Genomic DNA, 18,585 nt, shown 5'->3' with positions numbered 1-18,585 from the left:
TGACTATGGGAGCGGCTATTTCGCATGAGTAATGAACGTCGCCGCGGTTTTATGCGCGTACCTGAACATCAAGCACAAGAGCTTGAGCGTTGGTCTTATCCTGATTACAGCAACGATGGTGAACATGAAACTGAAAATGCGCTTAATTATGATCATCAATATCATCTTCAGCCGTTGCCGCCAGATCCTGAACCTGAATCAGAGCCAGCACCGTCACCATTAACGGCGGCCGAACTTGAAGCTATGCAGCAATCAGCTTATGACGAAGGTGTTGAACAAGGTCGTCAAGCAGGACACAGCGAAGGTTTTGCTCAGGGTCATGCTGAAGGTGTTAGCGCAGGCCATGCGGAAGGGTTAGCGCAAGGATTACAGCAAGGACTTGAACAAGCCCAAGCTCAAATTGCACAGCAAGTGGCATTATTAGTTGCGGTGATGGATAAATTTTCCGATCCGATTGCGCAAGTTGATGCCGAGGTTGAGCAACAGTTATTGTTATTGGTTAATGGCTTAACTAAGGCGCTGATTCGAGTTGAAGTAAAAACCAATCCGCAAGTATTACTTAATACGTTACGTGAAGTGGTAGCAACTTTGCCGATTGCCGAGCGGGCGATAAAAATGCATCTTCATCCTGAGGATGTAGCATTAGTGCATGCCCATTTTGATGAAGCAGATTTACAACAACGTCAATGGTCTCTGATTGCCGAGCCAAGTTTACAGCGAGGTGATTTGCAGTTGGAATGTGGCAGCTCTAGTGTTGATTATTTAATTGATGATCGAATTATGCATTCATTAACCACCTTTAATGAACTCAACAGTCACTTGCAAGAGCCAACGCAATGACCCTCGCACAGCGCTTAAGTCGTTACCAAACCACGAATACTGGCTGTAAACCTGTGGCTTCAGGGCGGTTAGAGCGCGTGGTTGGCTTAACCCTTGAAGCCATTGGTTGTCGCGCCCCTGTTGGCAGTGTTTGTAAGGTGGAAACTGTCACTGGTGAATTAGAAGCAGAAGTGGTCGGTTTTGCGGGGGAAACCTTATTTTTAATGCCCAGCGAGCAGCTATCAGGGGTCATGCCGGGCGCTAAGGTAACCCCTATTTTACATAACAGTGGTATTCCCGTTGGCCCTGAATTATTAGGGCGAGTGATTGATGGAATGGGGAATCCATTAGATGGCTTAGGGGCTATTTTAACTGAACAACGAGCAGCATTTACTTCAGTACCGATAAATCCGTTATCACGCAAACCAATTAAAGAGCCACTAGATGTTGGTATTAAAGCCATTAATGGTTTATTGACGGTTGGCAAAGGTCAGCGGATCGGCCTATTTGCAGGTTCAGGTGTGGGTAAATCGGTGACATTAGGCATGATGACTCGTGGTACCAGTGCCCAAATTGTGGTGGTGGGATTAATCGGTGAGCGTGGTCGAGAAGTAAAAGAATTTATTGATGAAATATTAGGCAAAGAAGGCCGAGAACGGGCGGTGGTGATTGCTGCGCCTGCTGATGCTTCGCCATTAATGCGCTTAAAAGGTTGCCAAACGTCACTGACAATTGCTGAGTATTTTCGAGATCAAGGTTTTGATGTGTTGTTGCTGATGGATTCATTGACTCGTTTTGCTCAGGCACAGCGTGAAATTGCGTTATCTGTTGGTGAGCCGCCAGCGACCAAAGGCTACCCGCCATCAGTATTTGCTAAGCTACCTGCGCTGGTGGAACGTGCTGGTAATGGCAATGAAAACCAAGGTTCAATTACCGCTTTTTTTACGGTGCTAAGTGAAGGTGATGATCTGCAAGATCCGATAGCTGATGCCTCACGGGCGATCCTTGATGGTCACATTGTGTTATCGCGAGAAATGGCAGATGCCGGTCATTATCCGGCGATTGATGTTGAGCGTTCCGTGAGCCGGGTTATGCCAGCCATTGTTAGCGATGAGCATATGCTGATGTCAAAAGCGGTCCGCCAAATTTTATCTATTTGCCGTAAAAATCAAGATTTGGTTGCGATTGGTGCTTATAAGCCCGGCACCGATGCCACCATTGATCAGGCGTTTAATTTTAAACCCAAATTAGATGATTATTTACAACAAGAAATGAAACAAGCAGTGCCTTATGAAATGTGCGTCAATATGTTGCGCTCTACATTAGGAGGCTAATGGTATTTGCAAATAAGGTAATCAAAGACAAGGTCGTTATAGTATGCCATTAAGAACATTTGAATTATTGATAGAACAAGCGCAACAACAAGAACATCAAGCCAGTTTAGCCCTTAACCAAGCCCAACTTGAACAACAAAATTATTTGCAGCAATTAGCCCAAATTGAGCAGTATCGTTTAGATTATTGTCGCCAGCTTTCTGAGCGTGGACAGCAAGGGCTGACTGCTAGTCAATATAGCCATTTACAAAAATTTTTAACTCAACTTGATACCACGCTTGAGAAACAAAAACAGGCCGGGGGCTACTTCGATAATCAAATTGAGCAATGCCGTCAACATTGGCAAGCGATGCAACAAAAGAAACGCGGTATTGAATGGTTATTAGAGAAAAAGCAGCGTGAGCGACGACTTTTTTTGGATAAACAAGAGCAAAAAATGATGGATGAATTTGTCACGTTACAGTTTGCTCGACGTCAACAACGCTAGAATTAAAAAACTGGTTTGCTTTTTGCATTAACATAGAACATCAGCTTGGAATCAAACGTTTTTTTGACGCTTTATTTCAAACAGTTATTCATTTATCTGTCGTTTGTAGCGACACGTATTAAAAGAGTTGCTATGAATCTATTTAATGTGTCATCAGCGCAAACACCAAAATCAGTGGTTTCATCAGCGGCAACGGCTGCTGAATCTGCAACTACCACACCAAGTGATGATGATTTTTACCAACAATATCAACAAGCACTGGATGATAACCAGCCACTATTAGCTAGCAATAATAGTGAGTTAGTTTCTGGTGATGATAGCGTCAATATTGATGCTAAAACCAGTGACACTGATGCTATCGCCGCTCAAGAGCAAAATATTATTGCTCAAGATATTGTCACTCCAAATACTGTTGCTGTGAGTAGCGACACGAATGACGACACGGTAACGGTTGATGACAATGCAGATATATTAACTGATGTATCAATGACGGGCGTTGTTGTTACTGACGATGCAGCAACCGATGTTGTTGCAGCTGATACCGTTGCAAAGGATCCCCAAACACTACCCGCCGCTGACGATATTAGTCAGTTAATGGCTGCTGGGAATGTGTTTATACAACAGCTTACTCAATCAAATCAGCAGCTTAATAATACCTCGTCAGCAGAGGCGAGTATAATTGATAGTAGCGGCAAAAGCTTGCCCCCTACGACTACAGCTTTACAAACTTCAATGGCTGCAGCAACAGCGGCTGAGAGCCAAAAAGCTGACGTCGGCATTGATGGTGGTGTCAATAATTTGCCATTATCAACAGTTGCGACGTCAGTGACAGCAACTGTCACCACACCAACCTCAGATATACTGCAGAGCATGGAAAACGTCGAAACTGGCGATTTATTAGCATCGAAGAGTCGTCTTTCTCAGCCCGCAACGATGAATGCTAATAGTGAGTCTTTAGCGCAACAACTGGCGGGATTAACAACACCTTCAGCGACAGCATTGAAACCAGAACCCGCAGTGGCGATGACACCGGTTCAATCACCATTATTGCTCACCCGTGAACACGCGGGTGAACAAGTGCATGAGCGAATTAATATGATGATGGCAAAAAACCTTAAACAGGTTGATATTCGCTTAGATCCGCCAGAGCTCGGAAAAATTCAAATTAAATTGAACATCACTCAAGATCAGGCATCAGTGCAATTTACGGTTAATAACTCGCAAACCCGTGACATGGTTGAACAAGCGATGCCAAGGCTACGAGAAATGCTGCAACAACAGGGATTACAATTAGCACAAAGTTCAGTTCAGCAAGAAACACCGCAGCAATTTTCAGGACAGCACAATCATCATGCTGCGGATTCACAATCAGGTAAGCAATCATCATCAATAGCGGCAACTGAGGGGCAATTACAGCCTGAAGTAGAGCAATCCCAGATCCAGACTCAACTATTAGTAACAGACAATAAAGATCACGTCGATTACTACGCATAGTGTGTTGTGGATATTGGTAATAAATATTTAATCGGTAATAAAAAATAGTAACCAAGGACGAGTAATGTTTGGCGGAAAAAGAAAAAAAATAACCGTTATTAGTGTGGTAAGCATAATGGTTGCAGCAATGATTGCGGGAGCAGTGTGGCTCTATTCTTCAGTTTCTATTGCGTCTCAAGCGACGGTTGAGCCATCTGCTACATCAACGACCGCACCATTACAAATGTCAGCCTATTACATCGTGTTACCAGAGCCATTTATTTTTAATGTCATCGGTAAAGAACGGGATAGATTGGTACAGATAAAAGTTCAGTTGATGGTGCGTGGTGAAGCCAATGAAATCTTAGCCAATAAACATATACCGCTGATCGAAAGTAGATTACTGCAAACTTTTTCCGCGACCACTGTTGAACAGTTACGTCAACCGCTAGGGCGTGAGCAATTGCGTCAACAAGCGTTGACAGCAGTACAAGCAACAATGAACAAGATGACTGACATGCCTGTGATAGAACGGGTGTTATTTACCGGCTTTGTGATGCAATAGGTGCACTGTGAGTGATTTATTAACCCAAGATGAAATTGATGCACTATTACATGGGGTCGATGAGCCAGAAGAGACCAATGATAGTGAGCAAGGTTCAGGCATAACAACATTTGATTTTTCATCGCAAGATCGCATTGTTCGTGGACGAATGCCGACTCTTGAATTGATCAATGAACGCTTTGCGCGTCATATGCGAATCAGCTTATTTAATATGCTGCGAAAAACCGCTGAAGTGTCGATCAATGGTGTTCAGATGATTAAGTTTGGTGAATACCAAAATACACTTTATGTGCCGACCAGTTTAAATATGGTGCGCTTTAGACCGTTAAAAGGTACGGCGTTGATCACCATGGAAGCACGATTAGTATTTATTTTAGTTGAGAACTTTTTTGGTGGCGATGGTCGTTTTCACGCCAAGATTGAAGGACGTGAATTTACTCCGACCGAGCGCCGAATTGTACAAATGCTGCTTAAACTGGTGTTTGAAGATTACCGTGAAGCATGGTCGCCAGTAATGTCGGTTGACTTTGAATATATCGATTCCGAAGTTAACCCAACCATGGCCAATATTGTCAGCCCAACCGAAGTCATAGTGGTGAGCTCATTTCACATCGAAATTGATGGCGGTGGCGGTGATTTTCATGTGGTAATGCCTTATTCGATGGTTGAACCAATTCGAGAATTACTGGATGCGGGTGTTCAAAGCGACAAGATGGACACCGATGTACGTTGGAGCCACGCATTACGTGATGAAATCATGGATGTGCCCGTGAATTTACGCGCAAAACTATTGGATATTGATATTTCATTACGCGATTTAATGGAGCTTCAAACTGGCGATGTTATTCCGATAACGATGCCAGAATCAGCAACGATTTTTGTTGAAGACTTACCAACTTATCGCGCCAAAATGGGCCGCTGTGGTGATAATGTCGCCCTTAAAATCACCGATAAATTAAAACGTCCAGATATGGTGAAAACGGATTTGGCTTTCTTAGATCGTGAACTATTAAGCTCGACATTATTAGAGATGAATAGTGACGATGAAACGCATTGATAATAAATAAGCAGGAATAACAATGTCTCAAAATGATCAACAAATGGCAGATGACTGGGCAGCAGCATTAGCAGAGCAACAAGATACGGTTCAGACTGCACCGTTAGAAGAATTAACCGATGATACCGCCCCGATCTCTGATGATGAGCGCCGTAAGCTTGATACCATCATGGATATTCCGGTGACGATTTCAATGGAAGTGGGACGGACGCAAATCAGTATTCGTAATTTACTGCAACTTAACCAAGGCTCAGTGGTTGAGCTTGATCGTATTGCGGGCGAGTCACTGGATGTGATGGTCAATGGTACCTTGATCGCTCACGGTGAAGTGGTGGTGGTGAATGATAAATTCGGTATTCGTTTAACCGATGTGATCAGTCAAACCGAACGCATTAAAAAGTTACGTTAAGAGTCAGTGATGGATCAATCTGTACCATTAGGGCAAGCGCCCGATTTAAATTTAGCTACCACGCTAGCGTCATTAGTGCTGGTGATTGTGATTATTCTATTTTTAGCGTGGCTGCTGAAAAAAATGCGTTTGGTTGGCGTGCACAGTAATGATCAACGGTTGACGATTGTGAAACAACTGACACTTGGTCAACGGGAACGGATTGCATTAATTCAAGTCGGTGACGAACAATTATTAGTTGGCATCACTCAGCATAATATTTCGTTACTCACCAAACTTGAACAGCCCTTAATCATGGAAGATGTGCCAGCGACAGATTTTGCGTCTCAGCTGAGCCGATTGATAACCACTAATGATAAAAAATAACGTTTTACCGTATTTAAACAGACTGCTGTTGATGGTGTTTATTGGTAGCTGGTTGATGGCTATGCCAGCGTCAGCAACCGAAAGCATTACTCAAGCTGCAATGGCAACAGAAAGCGCTGCAGGACATTTAACGGCGAGTAAGGGCAGTAGTGGTATTCCTGCATTGTCAGTGACCATGAACCCTGATGGCAGCGAAGATTACTCAATCACGCTGCAAATATTAGCCCTGATGACTGCGCTGGGCTTTTTGCCAGCAGTGGTGATCCTAATGACATCGTTTACCCGTATCGTGGTAGTGATGTCGATTTTGCGCCAAGCAATGGGATTGCAACAAACGCCCTCTAATCAGGTGATTATTGGCATTGCAATGTTTTTAACTTTTTTTGTGATGTCACCTGTTATCGATAAAATTAATACTGATGCGGTGCAGCCTTATATTAATGAACAAATCAGTGCTCAGCAGGCATTAGCCAAAGCAGAAGATCCGATGCGACAATTTATGTTGAAGCAAACGCGAGTGAAAGATCTTGAAACCTTTGTCAACATGTCGGGCTCTAACGCCACGGATCCTCAAACTGTACCGTTAACAGTATTAGTGCCAGCGTTTATTACCTCAGAACTTAAAACTGCGTTTCAAATAGGCTTTATGTTGTTTTTACCGTTTCTAATTATCGATTTAGTGGTGGCTTCGGTATTAATGGCAATGGGTATGATGATGCTATCGCCGATGATTGTATCGCTACCGTTTAAGTTAATGTTGTTTGTCTTGGTCGATGGTTGGAATTTAATATTGTCGACGTTAGCGGCCAGCTTTGGCACTTTATAAAACAGCGAAAATGGCAAGGATAAATAACCAATGACTCCAGAAGCGTTTGTCGATATTTTTCAAGAAGCGTTATACATGGTGTTAATCATGGTGTGCGCGATCATCATTCCGGGCTTATTAATTGGTCTGGTGGTGGCAGTATTTCAAGCAGCAACGTCGATTAACGAACAAACATTAAGTTTTTTACCGCGCTTAATCGTGACGCTATTAGCCTTGATGTTTTTTGGTCATATGATGACGCGAATGCTGATGGATTATTTTTTCCGTATTGTCGAACAAATACCGCAGTTGTTGTATTAGCACTATGACGACAATTGCGAATACAGCGTCATTTGTGAGTTATGAGTAACCACAGTTTATGCACTATACCTCAAGCATATTATTAGACTGGATTGCCAATTATTTTTGGCCGTTCACGCGTATTTCTTCAATGATGATGGCGATGACTTTTTTTGGAGCCCGTTTTGTGTCGCCAAAGATTCGACTTTATCTCGCATTAACCATCACTTTCGCGGTGATGCCGATGTTGCCTAAAGTGCCGACGGATATTGAACTGCTTTCGTTAGCAGGATTTATAGTGACGACCCAACAAATTATTATTGGTGTCGCAATGGGATTAGTGACCCAGTTTATTACTCAAACCTTTGTATTGTTAGGGCAGATATTAGGTATGCAATCGAGCTTAGGTTTTGCTTCTATGGTCGATCCTGCCAATGGGCAAAATACTCCAGTGCTAGGGCAATTTTATATGTTTCTAGCAATATTGCTGTTTTTAGCCACTGATGGGCATTTAACCATGCTTAATGTGGTGGTGCTGAGTTTTACCACTTTGCCAGTGGGAAGCAGTATGTTAGTGGCGGCAGATTATTATCAATTAGCCGGTTGGTTTGGACATATCTTTAAAGCTGGGGTGGATATGGCATTAGCGGGAGTGATTGCATTATTAACGGTTAATCTGTCGTTTGGGGTTATGACGCGTGCCGCACCACAGTTAAATATTTTCTCGTTAGGTTTTTCATTTGCACTGTTACTTGGCTTAGCGATCAGTTGGTTTATTGTGCTCGGGATTGTGCCGCAGTATGAGGCCATTTGGCAACTGGGTTTGGATCAGGTGTGTCGCTTAGCGAGGCTTGATTGCTAACTGTTGACTGTTATTTTATAGCGATGTATTTCGCAGATCATTCTTCTTCAAATTCACCATGGACGTACCATTATGTCGGATGCTGACGGTCAAGAACGTACCGAAGACGCCACCGCGCGAAAACGCGAGCAGGCGCGAGAAAAAGGTCAAGTACCGCGCTCAAGAGAATTAGCCTCCGTGGCAGTATTGGTTTCCGGTGCTGTCGGTTTAATGTGGTTTGGTGAAGGGTTAAGCAGTGCTTTAGGTCGAATAATGACGCGCATGTTTACCCTTAGCCGTGAAGAAGTATTTGATGTGCATTTGTTATTAACGGTGATTACGAATGCGATATGGGAAGTATTTTTACCGTTAGTGATTATTTTGGTGTTTTTATTTACTGCCGCGTTAATCGGCGCGGCAGGGTTAGGTGGAGTACGCTTTTCTTCTGAAGCGGCGATGCCAAAATTGTCTAAAATGAACCCCCTAAGTGGCCTTAAACGGATGTTTGGTAGCCAAAGTTGGGTCGAACTGATTAAATCAATCCTTAAAGTTGGCTTAGTGGCAAGTGTGGCGGGGTATCTGATTTATTCAAGTTTGGATGATTTTTTTCAACTCAGTATTGAAACCTTTCCAGCTAATTATTTTCATGCTTTGGATATTTTGCTCAACTTTGTGCTATTGATCTGTTGTTCATTGCTGGTGGTCGTGGCGATTGATGTGCCTTATCAGATTTGGCATTTTAGTGACCAATTGAAAATGACCAAGCAAGAAATTAAAGATGAATATAAAGATTCTGAAGGTAAGCCTGAAGTAAAGGGGCGTATTCGTATGCTGCAACGTGAAATGGCGCAGCGACGAATGATGGCAGATGTACCACAAGCCGATGTGGTGATCACCAACCCTGAACACTATTCGGTGGCATTGCGTTATGATCCTAAACTGGACGCTGCGCCGATTGTGATTGCCAAAGGTGGCGATCACTTAGCACTTAAAATTCGTGAAATTGCCAACAAACACAATATTGATATTGTGCCTGCCGCACCATTAGCACGTGCGATCTATTACACCACCGAATTAGAGCAGCAAGTACCCGATGGTTTATTTGTCGCGGTGGCGCAAGTATTGGCTTATGTTTTCCAATTAAAAGCCTACCGCCGTGGTAAAGGGCAGAAGCCAATATTATCCGCTGCCGCAACGGATATTCCTCAAGAATTACAGCATTAATCATTTCATCATAATTAGTATGGAAGCATAAATTTACCGTCAAAATAATGGCAGAATTATGCGGCATGATACTTGCTATAAGCGATTGTATCTGTGAAGAATTATGGCTAATTTTTAGTTTAGAAAGCAGTCGTCTTCATACCAATAAATCGTGATTTGATGAAAATACAATGAAGCTTTCAATTCCTGCGGCTGCGCGCCTACCGTTAGCGCGTTTACAAAATATGCCTGCAATCGGTGCGCCGATAATGGTATTGGCGACCTTGGCGATGATCATTCTGCCAATACCGCCATTAATGCTAGACATGGTTTTTACTTTTAATATTGCGTTGGCATTAGTGGTGTTGTTAGTCACTGTTTACACTCGTCGCCCTCTCGATTTTGCTGCTTTTCCAACTGTATTGCTTATCGCGACCTTATTACGTCTAGCACTTAACGTTGCCTCAACACGGATCGTGTTACTCCATGGTCATGAAGGACCAGAAGCGGCTGGTGAGGTCATTCACGCCTTTGGTGCGGTTGTGATTGGCGGTAATTATGCGGTCGGTTTAGTGGTGTTCATTATTTTGATGATCATTAACTTCATGGTCGTAACTAAAGGTGCAGGTCGTATATCTGAAGTTAGTGCTCGCTTTACGCTTGATGCCTTGCCGGGTAAGCAAATGGCGATTGATGCCGATTTAAATGCGGGTCTAATTGATCAAGAGCAAGCCCGTACTCGTCGTTTTGAAGTTACCAAAGAAGCCGATTTTTATGGTTCGATGGACGGTGCGTCTAAGTTTGTAAAAGGGGATGCAATTGCCGGTATTCTGATTTTATTTCTTAATATTATCGGCGGCTTAATCATCGGTATGACTCAACATGGATTAGCGTTTGTTGAAGCACTGGAAATATATAGCCTACTTACCATTGGTGATGGATTGGTTGCACAGATACCGTCGTTATTATTGTCCATTGGTGCTGCAATGTTGGTAACTCGTCAAAATACTGACGAGGATATGGGCCAGCAAATGTATTTTCAAATGTTTAATAATCCGCAGGCGCTGATCATTACTGGTTCGATTTTATTTGTAATGGGTATTGTGCCGGGCATGCCCCATATACCGTTTTTATTACTAGCAGCACTGATTGGTGGCCTTGCTTATTGGCGTCACAAAAAAGATCAGACCGCTGCAGTGGTTGAAAAAGAACGACCAACTCATGATATGGCTCCAACCCTGCCGCTTAAAGAGCTGTCATGGGATGATGTGCAGCCAGTCGATACTATTGGCTTAGAAGTTGGTTATCGGCTTATTTCTATGGTCGATAAAGATCAAGGTGGAGAACTGTTAGAGCGTGTTAAAGGCGTACGTAAAAAACTTTCTCAAGATTTTGGTTTCCTTGTACCGCCAGTTCATATTCGCGACAATTTAGAATTACCACCAAATAGTTACCGTATTAGCCTCATGGGGGTGACGTGTGGTGAAGCGAATATTCATCCCAATATGGATTTAGCCATTAACCCAGGCCAAGTGTTTGGCAGTATTGATGGCGAACGCACTTTTGATCCTGCATTTGGTTTAGAAGCGGTATGGATTCAAGTCTCTCAACGTGAACATGCTCAAGCATTAGGCTATACCGTGGTTGATTCAGCTACCGTATTAGCAACCCATCTAAGTCAACTATTGACCAATCATGCCGCACAATTATTAGGCCATGAAGAAGTTCAAAACTTACTTGAAATGTTAGGTCAATCGACACCTAAATTGGTGGATGGTTTTGTACCTGATCAATTACCACTGGGTGTGGTAGTGAAAGTAATGCAGAACCTACTTAACGAAGCTATTCCATTACGGGATATTCGAACCATCGTTCAAACCTTGTCTGAGTATTCCACCAAGAGTCAAGATCCTGACATTCTTACCGCCGCAGCGCGCATTGGCTTGAAACGATTAATATGTCAGGAAATCAATGGAATAGAGTCAGAATTACCAGTGATTACTTTGGTTCCTGAGTTGGAACAAATATTGCATCAGACGATGCAGTCTGCTGGTGGGGAGTCTTCTGGTATTGAACCAGGACTTGCTGAGCGTCTGCAACGATCGCTTACTGAGGCGACCCAGCAACAAGAATTAAAAGGTGAGCCAGCAGTATTACTCACATCCGGTGTTTTGCGTTCTACTTTGGCAAAGTTTGTCAAAAATACCATACCAACATTGAGAGTACTGTCTTATCAGGAAGTACCGGATGAAAAGCAAATTCGCATTGTTAATGCGGTTGGCCATTAATAATGATGAAACTCAATATTCATTTAAGCACGTGCTGATAGGGAATTAAGTTTGAAAATAAAACGATTTTTTGCCAAGGACATGAGAACAGCACTTAGCGAAGTCAAAGAAGAACTTGGCCCTGATGCAGTGATTATGTCCAATAAAAAAGTTTCTGGTGGCGTAGAAATTGTCGCTGCGGTTGATACTGACACTCAACCTATGGTGGCAAAAACCAATCATGATGTGCGTGATGAGTTAGCCCAAGGCTTAGGACAAGCACGGCGTAAACTTGCTGATGATAAAGTCAATGTGACGCCTGCGGCATCAAAGCAGTTTGCCAGTGTGCTCCAAAATTATGCCGCTTCCACAGAAACGCCAGACAATATGGCCTCTGTTGATTCATTAACGGCATTATTACAGCGCCAATCAAAGCATCAAGATCAGTTGCAGTCACAAGCGACTCATTCACATGAAGGCAGCCGAGAGCAAGTGCGTCAGCATTATTATCACAGTGATACCCATGAGCAGCATCGGCAGCAACATGGCATTGATCGTCAACCAGCATCATTACGATCGCAACCCAAACGCCGCTACGATGATCAATCACATGATCTCAATGTGGGGGATTATAACCGTCCAGCGTCAAAACAATTTGAACGTGAAGTGGCTATTGGTCGAAATGATTATGGTACGCCACCACGTAAGCCACGGTTAGATCCGAGTCGCTATGAAGCCAAAGGGACACGTAAAGACGATGACTTAGAGACGATGCGTGCTGAAATTATCTCAATTCGACGTTTATTAGAGCATCAATTATCCGGGCTGATGTGGCAAGAAGTTGAACGCCAAGAGCCAATGCGAGCAATGATGATTAAGCGATTAGAAAAAATGGGTCTATCAGACCAACTCGCAGATCAATTAGCTTGTTATATTCCTGAAGATTTACCGACCAATGAAGCATGGCCAGCACTACTTGATTTATTAGCAGATCAAATACTGACCACTGATGATTGTATTTTAGAAACAGGTGGTGTGGTGGCTTTACTTGGGCCAACTGGGGTCGGTAAAACAACCACCGTTGCCAAATTGGCTGCACGGGCTGCAATGGAGTTTGGCCCTAGTCAAATCGCATTAGTGACCACAGATAATTACCGTATTGGTGCTCATGAACAGCTTGCTACTTATGGCCGAATTATGGGGTGTCCTGTCAGAGTAGCTAAAGATGCGCAAGAATTGGCCGATATACTTCATCAGTTACGCCATCGACGATTAGTGTTGCTTGATACTGCTGGAATGGGGCAACGGGATATTCGTTTGACCGAACAGTTAGATACCATAATGCAAAATAGCGGCGCTAAAATTCGCAGTTATTTGGTGATGCCAGCAACATCACAACGACGGGTGCTTGAGGAGACGATTGAGCATTTTCGTCGTATTCCATTGTCAGGCTGTGTATTAACCAAGCTTGATGAATCATTAAGTTTGGGTGAAATAATCTGTGTTGCTATTCAAAATGCCTTACCCATTGCATATTTAGCAGATGGTCAACGGGTTCCGGAAGATTTGAAAGTAGCAACGGGAAATTACCTAGTTTCGCGTGCCAATGAGTTGTTAGAACGAGAGTTGTCACAGCAATCTCATGTCTGGGCTAGTGATAGTTCAGATAACAAAACGGCCGATTTTTATGACTGAGAACATCATGTACGATCAAGCGAGTGGTTTACGTCGAATGACCCAATTAACGTCGACAAAAGTCATTACGGTTACTGGCGGTAAAGGTGGCGTAGGTAAAACCAATGTCACACTTAATATGGCAATTTCAATGGCGCGCCAAGGCAAACGTGTCATGGTGCTTGATGCTGATCTTGGGTTAGCCAATGTCGATGTGATGTTAGGGTTACGTGCTGGGCGAAATCTTTCACATGTGCTGGCTGGGTTGTGCGAACTTAAAGATATTATTATCGAAGGCCCTTATGGCGTAAAAATTATTCCATCGGCTTCGGGCACTCAGAATATGGCGGAATTAACCCCTGCACAGCATGCTGGCTTAATTCGTGCGTTTGGTAATTTACAAGACGAGATCGATTTTTTTATTGTCGATACCGCTGCTGGTATTTCTGACATGGTGCTCAGTTTTGCTCGCGCAGCTCAAGACATCATTATTGTGGTGTGTGATGAACCGACCTCGATCACAGATGCGTACGCATTAATGAAAATTTTGAGTCGTGAGTATGATATTCAACGATTTAAGATTGTTGCCAACATGGTTCGTAGTTATCGTGAAGGGCGTGATCTATTCATTAAATTAACGCGAGTAACGGAACGTTTTCTTGATGCCAATCTAGAACTTGCCGCCTGTATTCCTCTTGATGATAACGTTCGCCAAGCAGTGAAGCGTCAAAAATTAGTGGTTGAGGCATTTCCGCATACACCGGCAGCGTTAGCATTGAACTCATTGGCATCAAAAGCGATGACATGGCCAATTCCTCATCATCCTGGTGGGCATTTAGAGTTTTTTGTTGAACGGTTGTTAGTGCATAAACCGCGAGCCATGGAGGCGCCAATTTGTGAATAAAACGTTAACTTATAGTCGTTACCAACAAAGCCCGCAGGCGTTTATTGAGCGCTATTCGACCTTGGTAAAGCGGATTGCACATCATTTAATGGCGCGCTTACCACCAAATGTATTAGTCGAAGATTTGATTCAATCGGGGATGATTGGGTTGTTAGAAGCACAGCAAAATTACGATCCTAGCAAAGGGGCGAGCTTTGAAACCTTTGCGGGTATTCGTATTCGTGGCGCGATGCTCGATGATATTCGCCGTGGCGATTGGGTGCCACGTTCGGTGTATAAAAATAATCGGCTTATCAGTGATGCGATTGCACACCTTGAACATAGTCTTGGCCGCGATCCGACAGACCATGAAATATCCGCTTATCTTGATATGCCATTAGAGCAATACCACCAAGCGTTAAACGATGTTAATTGCGGTCGTATTGTCGGTATTGCTGATCTTGCGGGTGGTGAAGAAACAATGGTTAATGATGAAGATATTAATCAAAATCTGCCATTCCAAGGCGTAGTTGATGATAGTTTTCGTCATAGCTTAGCGGCAGCGATTAAAACCCTGCCAGAGCGAGAAGCATTAGTGCTGTCACTGTATTACGACGAAGAAATGAATTTAAAGGAAATAGGTGCCGTTATTGGTGTGAGTGAATCGCGTATTTGTCAGATTCATAGCCAAGCGATGCAGCGATTACGGGCTAAATTACATGCTTGGGCTGCGTGATTTCAATAATAGTGCTGTCATTATTTATAACTTACAACACAGTTTTCTGTGGAGGCAATTTTGAATACTAATATGAAAATTCTTATTGTTGATGATTTTTCAACAATGCGTCGTATCGTTAAAAATTTACTGCGTGATTTAGGATTTAACAATACTGTTGAAGCCGATGATGGTGTAACAGCATTGCCGCTATTAAAACGAGGTGATTTTGACTTTGTGGTGACTGACTGGAATATGCCAGGAATGCAAGGTATTGATTTATTACGTCATATTCGTTCTGATGAGCAATTAAAACATTTACCAGTGTTGATGATCACCGCGGAAGCTAAGCGTGAACAAATCATTGAAGCCGCTCAAGCTGGTGTGAATGGTTATATTGTTAAACCGTTTAATGCGGCGACATTAAAAGAAAAACTCGCGAAGATTTTTGAACGGTTACAGTAGTTATTGCGTTTTGGCATAGGGAAAGTGAACCATGATTTCATTAGAGCAAGCGCAGCAATTAGTGGTGTTGCTTGAGCAAGGACAGCAACAACAAGCTAATACATTAGTGCAAACTTTAGTTGAACATCAACGTTCTCCTATGTATGAGGAAGTGGGAAAAATGACGCGTCAGCTGCATGATTCCTTAGTTAGTTTTCGGCTTGATCCGCGTTGGAATGATTTGGCTAAAACCGATATTCCGGATGCGCGTGACAGTTTATCTTATGTGATTGATAAAACAGAAGCTGCCGCTAACCGGACCATGGATGCGGTTGAAATAACGTTACCAATTGCCGAACAATTACAGCAAACATTGCAACACCTTCAGCCGCAATGGCAGCAGTTAATGGCAGGTCAAATTGCCTTGGCTGATTTTAAACAACTTTGCCACGATATTAATCAGTTATTAAATCAAGTTAATCAAGATAGCGCTCTTTTACGTGAGCATTTAACTGATATTTTAATGGCGCAAGATTTTCAGGATCTTACTGGGCAAGTGATACGACGGGTGATCAGCTTAGTTCATGAAGTTGAACAGCGAATGCTTGATATTCTGCAAGCATTTGGTATCGAGCAAGCAGCACTAACTGAGACAGCAATACAACCATCAGTGGTGACTGCTGAAGGACCAATTATTAATCCCCAGCAACGCAAAGATGCACTTTCATCACAGGATGATGTTGATGATTTACTTTCAAGTCTTGGATTTTAGAGGGAATTTATGAGTTTTGATTTAGATGAAGATATCCTACAAGACTTTTTGATCGAAGCTGGGGAAATTCTTGAATTATTGTCTGAGCAATTAGTTGAACTTGAACGTCGTCCTGACGATAGTGAATTATTAAATGCTATCTTTCGTGGCTTCCATACCGTTAAAGGCGGTGCTGGTTTTTTATCTTTGGCTGAGCTAGTTGATGCTTGCCACGGTGCTGAAAACGTATTTGATTTATTACGTACCGGTAAGCGTAGCGTCACACCAGATCTCATGGATGTGATTTTAACAGCGTTAGATTGTATCAACGTGATGTTTACTCAAGTACAAGCGCACCAGCCTCTCACGAAAGCTGATCAAACATTATTGGATCAATTGCATCATTACAGCTTACCACCGACCACTGTTGAAACCGCAGTGATTGAGCCTGATCCAGAGCCCGTTATTGCTTCATCATCAACCAGTGCGATTAATGCTGATAGTATCGATGATATTACTCAAGATGAATTTGATCGCTTACTGGATGAGTTACACGGTGTGGGTAATTCTCCCTCTTCAGTATCAGTGCCACCTTCAGCAGTAATGACAACGGCTACTATTGCGAGCAGTGTTGAAAGTAGTGATATTACTGATGATGAGTTTGAACGGTTATTGGATGAATTACATGGCAGTGGTAAGGCCCCAGGAAGTGAGGCTATAGCTGTAACGGCTGATCCTGCTATCGCGAATGATAATCTCGCGGTTGTTAATGATAATTTGATGACAGATGATGAGTTTGAAAACTTATTAGATCAATTACATGGTGTCGGTCGTGGACCTCAGATTGCTCCTACAGCTGTGACTGCTGAGCCATTAGAGACGGAGTTTGTTACTGTTAACCCGCATTTAGCCACTAATAACAACGTGGTTGAGCCAGTAACCCCTACAGCGTCAGTTGTGACCAAAGATAAACCTAAGCCTCAAGCCGACACCACAGTACGTGTTGATACTTCAACCCTTGATATCATCATGAACATGGTCGGTGAGTTAGTGTTAGTGCGCAATCGTCTGGTGAGTTTAGGGTTAAATACCACCGATGAAGAAATGTCTAAAGCGGTATCGACATTGGATGTTGTTACAGCTGATCTTCAAGGTGCGGTAATGAAAACCCGCATGCAGCCTATCAAAAAAGTCTTTGGTCGTTTTCCGCGAGTAGTACGTGATTTAGCCCGCAGTCTTAATAAAGAAATCGTGCTGGAAATGGTAGGTGAAGATACGGATCTTGATAAAAACTTAGTGGAAGCCTTAGCCGATCCTTTAGTGCACTTAGTACGTAATTCAGTTGATCATGGTATTGAAATGCCAGCAGTGCGCGAGCAAGCCGGTAAGTCACCAACAGGTAAAGTGTTACTTTCCGCATCACAAGAAGGGGATCATATTCGATTAACCATTGAAGATGATGGTGGCGGTATGGATGCCAATAAATTGCGTCAAATCGCGATTGATCGCGGCATGATGGATCAGGATGCTGCCTCACGCTTAAGTGATAATGATGCTTATAATTTGATTTTTGCCCCTGGTTTTTCGACTAAAAAACAGATTTCAGATATTTCAGGGCGTGGTGTTGGTATGGATGTGGTTAAAACCAGTATCAACCAACTTAATGGCTCGATAGCGATTAATTCGGTGTTAGGCAAAGGAACTCGAATTGACATTAAAGTACCACTAACATTAGCCATTTTACCGACATTAATGGTTGGCGTAGCGCAGCAGCCATTTGCGTTACCGTTAGCGAGTGTGAATGAGATTTTCCATTTAGATTTAACCAAGACCCATACCGTTGATGGTCAATTAACGATTGTGGTACGCGAAAAAGCGATTCCATTATTTTTTCTGCAAGATTGGTTATCGAAAAAATCATCGCATCATCAACAGCATAATAGTTATGGCCATGTGGTGATTGTTCAAACGGGTCACCAACGAGTCGGTTTTGTGGTTGATAGTCTGATCGGTCAAGAAGAAGTGGTGATTAAACCGTTAGATAATCTTCTCAAAGGCACGCCGGGCATGGCAGGAGCAACCATTACCAGTGATGGTCATATTGCGCTTATTTTAGATGTACCGAACCTGTTAAAACATTATGTAAGACGTTAATTACTAACAATAATAACCGATAGACCGACAGTGGTTAG

General features: G+C 43.0%; 19 protein-coding genes. All 19 read left to right on the top strand.

The features are described 5' to 3' along the window. Positions 1-24 precede the first annotated feature (24 nt). The 19 genes from fliH (at position 25) to PMAL9190_RS04415 (ending at position 18,547) form a co-directional block, all read left to right on the top strand. Positions 25-840 carry a flagellar assembly protein FliH gene (gene fliH / locus PMAL9190_RS04505; RefSeq protein WP_087844091.1) on the top strand — a complete coding sequence of 272 codons (816 nt, stop codon included), beginning with the start codon at positions 25-27 and terminating at the stop codon, positions 838-840. Beyond that, positions 837-2,153 (top strand): flagellar protein export ATPase FliI, encoded by a 1,317-nt coding sequence (fliI, locus tag PMAL9190_RS04500; protein WP_065177269.1) that lies wholly within the window; start codon positions 837-839, stop codon positions 2,151-2,153. Before fliH ends, fliI begins: the two co-directional genes overlap by 4 nt. Before the next feature lie 43 nt (positions 2,154-2,196). Further along, on the top strand, positions 2,197-2,640 hold the full coding sequence (gene fliJ / locus PMAL9190_RS04495; protein WP_087844090.1) for a flagellar export protein FliJ: 444 nt from the start codon (positions 2,197-2,199) through the stop codon (positions 2,638-2,640). A gap of 132 nt (positions 2,641-2,772) precedes the next feature. Beyond that, positions 2,773-4,134: a flagellar hook-length control protein FliK gene (locus PMAL9190_RS04490; protein ID WP_087844089.1), complete on the top strand. Its 1,362-nt coding sequence runs from the start codon at positions 2,773-2,775 to the stop codon at positions 4,132-4,134. Between the two features lie 64 nt (positions 4,135-4,198). Further along, positions 4,199-4,678, top strand: a complete 480-nt coding sequence (gene fliL / locus PMAL9190_RS04485; RefSeq protein WP_087844088.1) for a flagellar basal body-associated protein FliL — start codon at positions 4,199-4,201, stop codon at positions 4,676-4,678. A gap of 7 nt (positions 4,679-4,685) precedes the next feature. Then, entirely contained in the window at positions 4,686-5,735 is a 1,050-nt protein-coding gene (fliM, locus tag PMAL9190_RS04480; protein ID WP_087844087.1) for a flagellar motor switch protein FliM, read from the top strand. A gap of 22 nt (positions 5,736-5,757) precedes the next feature. Then, positions 5,758-6,144, top strand: a complete 387-nt coding sequence (gene fliN, locus PMAL9190_RS04475) for a flagellar motor switch protein FliN (RefSeq protein WP_060997075.1) — start codon at positions 5,758-5,760, stop codon at positions 6,142-6,144. Between the two features lie 9 nt (positions 6,145-6,153). Continuing rightward, positions 6,154-6,510 (top strand): flagellar biosynthetic protein FliO, encoded by a 357-nt coding sequence (gene fliO / locus PMAL9190_RS04470; protein WP_065166458.1) that lies wholly within the window; start codon positions 6,154-6,156, stop codon positions 6,508-6,510. A 31-nt stretch (positions 6,511-6,541) separates the two neighbouring features. After that, entirely contained in the window at positions 6,542-7,336 is a 795-nt protein-coding gene (gene fliP / locus PMAL9190_RS04465) for a flagellar type III secretion system pore protein FliP (RefSeq protein WP_370738746.1), read from the top strand. 30 nt (positions 7,337-7,366) lie between these two features. Then, the gene (gene fliQ / locus PMAL9190_RS04460) at positions 7,367-7,636 is read left to right on the top strand and encodes a flagellar biosynthesis protein FliQ (protein WP_087819314.1); all 270 of its coding nucleotides are present in this window, start codon (positions 7,367-7,369) and stop codon (positions 7,634-7,636) included. 58 nt (positions 7,637-7,694) lie between these two features. Continuing rightward, positions 7,695-8,477: a flagellar biosynthetic protein FliR gene (gene fliR, locus PMAL9190_RS04455; protein WP_087844086.1), complete on the top strand. Its 783-nt coding sequence runs from the start codon at positions 7,695-7,697 to the stop codon at positions 8,475-8,477. Between the two features lie 72 nt (positions 8,478-8,549). Further along, positions 8,550-9,680 carry a flagellar biosynthesis protein FlhB gene (gene flhB / locus PMAL9190_RS04450; RefSeq protein ID WP_065166455.1) on the top strand — a complete coding sequence of 377 codons (1,131 nt, stop codon included), beginning with the start codon at positions 8,550-8,552 and terminating at the stop codon, positions 9,678-9,680. A gap of 170 nt (positions 9,681-9,850) precedes the next feature. Beyond that, positions 9,851-11,947, top strand: coding sequence for a flagellar biosynthesis protein FlhA (gene flhA / locus PMAL9190_RS04445; protein WP_087844085.1), 2,097 nt, complete (start codon positions 9,851-9,853; stop codon positions 11,945-11,947). A gap of 51 nt (positions 11,948-11,998) precedes the next feature. Continuing rightward, the gene (flhF, locus tag PMAL9190_RS04440; RefSeq protein ID WP_087844084.1) at positions 11,999-13,621 is read left to right on the top strand and encodes a flagellar biosynthesis GTPase FlhF; all 1,623 of its coding nucleotides are present in this window, start codon (positions 11,999-12,001) and stop codon (positions 13,619-13,621) included. Then, a complete protein-coding gene (locus PMAL9190_RS04435; RefSeq protein WP_087844083.1) occupies positions 13,614-14,504 on the top strand; it encodes a MinD/ParA family protein in 891 nt (296 codons plus the stop codon). Before flhF ends, PMAL9190_RS04435 begins: the two co-directional genes overlap by 8 nt. Next, the gene (locus tag PMAL9190_RS04430; RefSeq protein WP_087844082.1) at positions 14,497-15,219 is read left to right on the top strand and encodes an RNA polymerase sigma factor FliA; all 723 of its coding nucleotides are present in this window, start codon (positions 14,497-14,499) and stop codon (positions 15,217-15,219) included. Before PMAL9190_RS04435 ends, PMAL9190_RS04430 begins: the two co-directional genes overlap by 8 nt. A gap of 72 nt (positions 15,220-15,291) precedes the next feature. Continuing rightward, positions 15,292-15,663 carry a chemotaxis response regulator CheY gene (gene cheY, locus PMAL9190_RS04425; RefSeq protein ID WP_065166451.1) on the top strand — a complete coding sequence of 124 codons (372 nt, stop codon included), beginning with the start codon at positions 15,292-15,294 and terminating at the stop codon, positions 15,661-15,663. 31 nt (positions 15,664-15,694) lie between these two features. Continuing rightward, a complete protein-coding gene (locus tag PMAL9190_RS04420) occupies positions 15,695-16,414 on the top strand; it encodes a protein phosphatase CheZ (RefSeq protein WP_087844080.1) in 720 nt (239 codons plus the stop codon). Between the two features lie 9 nt (positions 16,415-16,423). Next, positions 16,424-18,547 (top strand): chemotaxis protein CheA, encoded by a 2,124-nt coding sequence (locus PMAL9190_RS04415; RefSeq protein WP_087844079.1) that lies wholly within the window; start codon positions 16,424-16,426, stop codon positions 18,545-18,547. The last annotated feature ends 38 nt before the right edge of the window (positions 18,548-18,585 follow it).

The sequence above is a fragment of the Photobacterium malacitanum genome (assembly GCF_900185615.1).
GTDB classification, from domain to species: domain Bacteria; phylum Pseudomonadota; class Gammaproteobacteria; order Enterobacterales; family Vibrionaceae; genus Photobacterium; species Photobacterium malacitanum.
Note: the sequence above shows the minus strand (reverse complement) of the source record. Positions and strands in the feature narration are given on the sequence as shown.

What these genes read in the sequence shown, in the direction of transcription:
- fliH (WP_087844091.1), top strand. Translation starts at nt 25, where the DNA reads ATGAGTAATGAACGTCGCCGCGGTTTTATGCGCGTACCTGAACATCAA.
- fliI (WP_065177269.1), top strand. Translation starts at nt 837, where the DNA reads ATGACCCTCGCACAGCGCTTAAGTCGTTACCAAACCACGAATACTGGC.
- fliJ (WP_087844090.1), top strand. Translation starts at nt 2,197, where the DNA reads ATGCCATTAAGAACATTTGAATTATTGATAGAACAAGCGCAACAACAA.
- PMAL9190_RS04490 (WP_087844089.1), top strand. Translation starts at nt 2,773, where the DNA reads ATGAATCTATTTAATGTGTCATCAGCGCAAACACCAAAATCAGTGGTT.
- fliL (WP_087844088.1), top strand. Translation starts at nt 4,199, where the DNA reads ATGTTTGGCGGAAAAAGAAAAAAAATAACCGTTATTAGTGTGGTAAGC.
- fliN (WP_060997075.1), top strand. Translation starts at nt 5,758, where the DNA reads ATGTCTCAAAATGATCAACAAATGGCAGATGACTGGGCAGCAGCATTA.
- fliO (WP_065166458.1), top strand. Translation starts at nt 6,154, where the DNA reads ATGGATCAATCTGTACCATTAGGGCAAGCGCCCGATTTAAATTTAGCT.
- fliP (WP_370738746.1), top strand. Translation starts at nt 6,542, where the DNA reads ATGGTGTTTATTGGTAGCTGGTTGATGGCTATGCCAGCGTCAGCAACC.
- fliQ (WP_087819314.1), top strand. Translation starts at nt 7,367, where the DNA reads ATGACTCCAGAAGCGTTTGTCGATATTTTTCAAGAAGCGTTATACATG.
- fliR (WP_087844086.1), top strand. Translation starts at nt 7,695, where the DNA reads ATGCACTATACCTCAAGCATATTATTAGACTGGATTGCCAATTATTTT.
- flhB (WP_065166455.1), top strand. Translation starts at nt 8,550, where the DNA reads ATGTCGGATGCTGACGGTCAAGAACGTACCGAAGACGCCACCGCGCGA.
- flhA (WP_087844085.1), top strand. Translation starts at nt 9,851, where the DNA reads ATGAAGCTTTCAATTCCTGCGGCTGCGCGCCTACCGTTAGCGCGTTTA.
- PMAL9190_RS04435 (WP_087844083.1), top strand. Translation starts at nt 13,614, where the DNA reads ATGACTGAGAACATCATGTACGATCAAGCGAGTGGTTTACGTCGAATG.
- cheY (WP_065166451.1), top strand. Translation starts at nt 15,292, where the DNA reads ATGAAAATTCTTATTGTTGATGATTTTTCAACAATGCGTCGTATCGTT.
- PMAL9190_RS04420 (WP_087844080.1), top strand. Translation starts at nt 15,695, where the DNA reads ATGATTTCATTAGAGCAAGCGCAGCAATTAGTGGTGTTGCTTGAGCAA.
- PMAL9190_RS04415 (WP_087844079.1), top strand. Translation starts at nt 16,424, where the DNA reads ATGAGTTTTGATTTAGATGAAGATATCCTACAAGACTTTTTGATCGAA.